Here is a 3,412-nt window from a genome sequence, read left to right on the forward strand (position 1 = left end):
GATAAATGAAGGAGGAGAAGCTTAAATGAGTAAGGTTATGTTTGAAAATGAAAAAGTGGTGTACATTCCTTTGGAAAAAACTGTTCAAGTACAGACACAAATTCATACGGTAGGTACAGAGAGTCGCAAAGTCGAGATTCGGCAGGTTTCTTCCGGGTTTGGCGAAAGAAATTCTATAAAAATTCAAATGGCAGCATAAGGAGGTCAAACAAATGAGCAATGTTCCATTTGTGGTTGAAAAAAGTAACAGTGATGAAAGGTCTTACGATATTTATTCTAGATTGTTAAAGGATCGTATCATTCTAATCAGTGGTGAAATTGATGATCAGCTGGCAAGTAAAGTAATTGCACAGCTTCTATTCTTAAGTGGAGACAATCCTAATGAAGATATTCAACTATATATCAATTCACCTGGAGGATCTGTTACCGCAGGTTTTGCCATTTATGACACGATGCAGCATATTAAACCGGATGTCAGTACAACTTGCGTAGGAATGGCTGCATCCATGGGTGCATTTTTGCTTATCGGAGGGGAGTTGGGCAAAAGGTATGCCATGCCCAATAGCGAAGTTATGCTTCACCAACCTTTAGGGGGAGTTAGGGGTCAAGCTGCGGTAATGGATATCCATGCAAGGCACATTCTTGAAACGAGGAATCGTATGAACCGCATTATGTCTGAGCGTTCTAAAGTATCAATCGAAAGAATGAATGAACTGACAGATCGCGATCGCTTTTTCTTTGCCGAGGAAGCAAAAGAATTGGGATTGATTGATATCATCTTAAGTAAATAATAATTTTCAAAAGAGTTTCCTACTTATGGAAAAGGAAGTTAACAGACTTTGAGAACTGGCGCTACCGTCTTATAATTCAAGAGGTGCCTGTTCAAGAAGCAGTCATAATATTTATAAATGATTAAACTTTCCTGTATATTGTTCTTCAAAAAAATCGTTGGCGCGAACACGCCAACGGTTTTTTTAGCTTTCCTTATTAATCGGGATTATTGAGAAGTGCCTATACTAGAAAATAATGGCAATTCTGGTGCAGTAACAAGCGCCGAATTAATCTTCCCATAAGTGCTACCCATATTGGGTGCGGCAGACTGTGATGCACCGTGGTCGTTGGTGTCAGACTCACGGGAGGGCTTTACCGCACCATAGTTCAGCGACCTTCATCTCCTAGCCGTAGTAATTTATACGGCTGGTTATTGCGATGCATGGGTGGCTAACGGGTCAGGTTAGTTGTGAAATTTTGTTCTTTAAATTGGAACTTATTTGAATTTTAACCGTATGAAGTAAAGGATAGCTATCACTGAAAGCCGAATTTTAGGAAAACCACTATGATGATTGTGGTGTTTCATACAGTAAGGCAATGAAATAACAGTTGAATTAACTTTTACTGAAGTTTTTTGGAAAAGCGTAAAACGGGGAGGGCAATGTATGTTTGATCAACAGTTTTATCATAAAGTAGCGAAATCACCTGCGAAATTTTTAGTATTTGCAATCATCACTATTCTTTTTTTTACAGGAATCACATTTACGTTTGTGATTCCTGGATTGAAGGGATTTAGTTTGTATTTTATGATTGTTTCTTTATTAATATATTTTGTTGTTGCGAACATATTTGTAGGGCTTTTTAAAGAAAGAAAATGGTTTGTCTTTATTGGTAGCTTGATCTTAAGTAGCCTTGGGATGGGTTGGCGTTTATGGCTTGAATGGGGAGAATATAGTTTAGTTGAACATATGAAACCAGTAGTTTATGTTGGTTACCCAAGTATTATCGCTTTCATCATTACAGCAATTTATAGCGTTAGTCGTTCGTATTTGGAAAGAAAATTAAATGAAAAAAGCGATCTGCGTTTTGATAGGTAATATTCGTGTACGTTTCTGTACTAGGCAGAAATGCTCTTTCGTAAACTTGCAGAATTCCTGTGTACAAGAATATTGCTAATCGTTATGAATGAATTTCGTATGTCTTTATTTAAGTAACGAATGCTTTACTTTAATAGAACGGTTTAGGAGGAATGAAATGATAATTATTATACAAATTTTGTTGGGAATCACTATTATTGGTTTGGCTACATACTCACTAATATCTCCTGAATATGACTATATATTACTTCCAGTAATGAACTTGGTAATGGCTTTACTACTTGCAGTGATGGGTTTATCTGTAATGAAAGATAATCATAAAAATGTAGGAATTTTATTGTTGGTTACGTCTGGACTTTTATTTGTTGTTGCAACTGTTAAACTTATTTTCGACTAACGGATGCCATAGTCAAGTAGAGCAACGTCATTTAAGACGTTGCTTCAGACTGTAGACAAAAAATATAAACAGTGAATATAACTGTATACTAATGAAAAAGAGCGTATGCAAGAAAATATTGATTTCCTTTGCGGCGGACGCGTTTCGCGGGCACGGTTTTAGTCTCCTCGTCACTAGAAAAACCGGTGCGCCTGCGGTTACTCGACGCAGTATACATTGCTCATGTTTCTGTTTCTGTTTCTGCATCGCTTCGCTAGCTTCGATACATGGAGGTGCGTTGCATCGCTCTGCTAGCTTCGAAACATGAAAGTACGTTGCATCGTTTCGCTAGCTTCGCCGCCTTTACTCCAATCAACGGATTTCGCTTATGTTTGCGTATCTCTTCATATTATTTCATTAGTAGGATGGTCGGCAATTTCTGAAGACTCCAGCGGAAAAACGAAATAAGCTAGACCCCACAGGCTCAGCTGTCATAGACAGCTGAGCCGAGGAGGCTAGCGTTTCGTCCGCGGAAAGCGAAAGAATTAGCCGACCATAAAATTTTACGATAGAGTGCAATAGATAAGAATGCGAATTGTTATACTTTTATATTGATTAATATTCTTTTTCTCCCAGCTGGAGCAACGTCATTTAAGACGTTGCTTTTTTATATTTAAAAAGTACTTCTGATAAAACTCCTTCAGCAGCCTTCAGGTTAGTAGAAAACATAAACTCAAAGATCGCTTTCTCGATAGCAAAAATTCGATTTTCCTTTATCTTTCGGTTAAATAATTGGGTATTTTCTCCCTTGTTATTTGAAAAATCATCCAATTTTTTTGTTTTCCAATGATTTTTTATAAGTACGTAATATGTAATTTGATTCAATTATTTCATAAATCTTTTAATTCAAACTTGACTTGTGTTAACCTATTAATTGAATAGGTTAACACAAGTGTTTTTTAGGTTAATCTTTAAGATAATAAGAAAATGAGGGAATTACATTGCAACATTTTTGGGTGGTAGGTACTGATACAGATGTTGGAAAAACGTTTATCACAACAGTATTCATGCGTCATCTCCAAATGCAGGGACATAGAGTAATACCTTACAAACCTGTACAAACGGGTGAAGTCATGGATAAAGGTCGCTATTATTATCAGGACACAAC

5 protein-coding genes and 1 pseudogene are annotated in these 3,412 nt (G+C 36.8%); 5 read left to right on the top strand and 1 reads right to left on the bottom strand.

Features of this window, described 5'->3' with window-relative positions; all coding sequences use genetic code 11:
- Nucleotides 1–25 precede the first annotated feature (25 nt).
- The 4 genes and pseudogenes from AC1DSB_RS16650 (at nucleotide 26) to AC1DSB_RS16665 (ending at nucleotide 2,265) form a co-directional block, all read left to right on the top strand.
- Entirely contained in the window at nucleotides 26–199 is a 174-nt protein-coding gene (locus tag AC1DSB_RS16650; RefSeq protein ID WP_477587151.1) for a hypothetical protein, read from the top strand.
- A 10-nt stretch (nucleotides 200–209) separates the two neighbouring features.
- A pseudogene (locus AC1DSB_RS16655) lies at nucleotides 210–791 on the top strand (ATP-dependent Clp protease proteolytic subunit); the annotation flags it as partial.
- A gap of 645 nt (nucleotides 792–1,436) precedes the next feature.
- Complete coding sequence (locus AC1DSB_RS16660; protein WP_477587152.1) at nucleotides 1,437–1,868, top strand: ABC transporter permease; 432 nt, start codon at nucleotides 1,437–1,439, stop codon at nucleotides 1,866–1,868.
- Between the two features lie 157 nt (nucleotides 1,869–2,025).
- Nucleotides 2,026–2,265 carry a hypothetical protein gene (locus AC1DSB_RS16665; RefSeq protein WP_477533150.1) on the top strand — a complete coding sequence of 80 codons (240 nt, stop codon included), beginning with the start codon at nucleotides 2,026–2,028 and terminating at the stop codon, nucleotides 2,263–2,265.
- Between the two features lie 630 nt (nucleotides 2,266–2,895).
- Here the strand turns inward: AC1DSB_RS16665 and AC1DSB_RS16670 are convergent.
- On the bottom strand, nucleotides 2,896–3,129 hold the full coding sequence (locus AC1DSB_RS16670) for a hypothetical protein (RefSeq protein WP_477532835.1): 234 nt from the start codon (nucleotides 3,127–3,129) through the stop codon (nucleotides 2,896–2,898).
- A gap of 116 nt (nucleotides 3,130–3,245) precedes the next feature.
- Here AC1DSB_RS16670 and bioD point away from each other — a divergent pair.
- A partial coding sequence (gene bioD / locus AC1DSB_RS16675) for an ATP-dependent dethiobiotin synthetase BioD (protein WP_477587153.1) occupies nucleotides 3,246–3,412 on the top strand: 167 nt, incomplete at its 3' end.

The sequence above is a fragment of the Paenisporosarcina sp. P4_E4_2 genome, from assembly GCF_056401595.1.

Coding starts and splice junctions, on each gene's coding strand:
- AC1DSB_RS16650 (WP_477587151.1), top strand. CDS start 26: ATGAGTAAGGTTATGTTTGAAAATGAAAAAGTGGTGTACATTCCTTTG.
- AC1DSB_RS16660 (WP_477587152.1), top strand. CDS start 1,437: ATGTTTGATCAACAGTTTTATCATAAAGTAGCGAAATCACCTGCGAAA.
- AC1DSB_RS16665 (WP_477533150.1), top strand. CDS start 2,026: ATGATAATTATTATACAAATTTTGTTGGGAATCACTATTATTGGTTTG.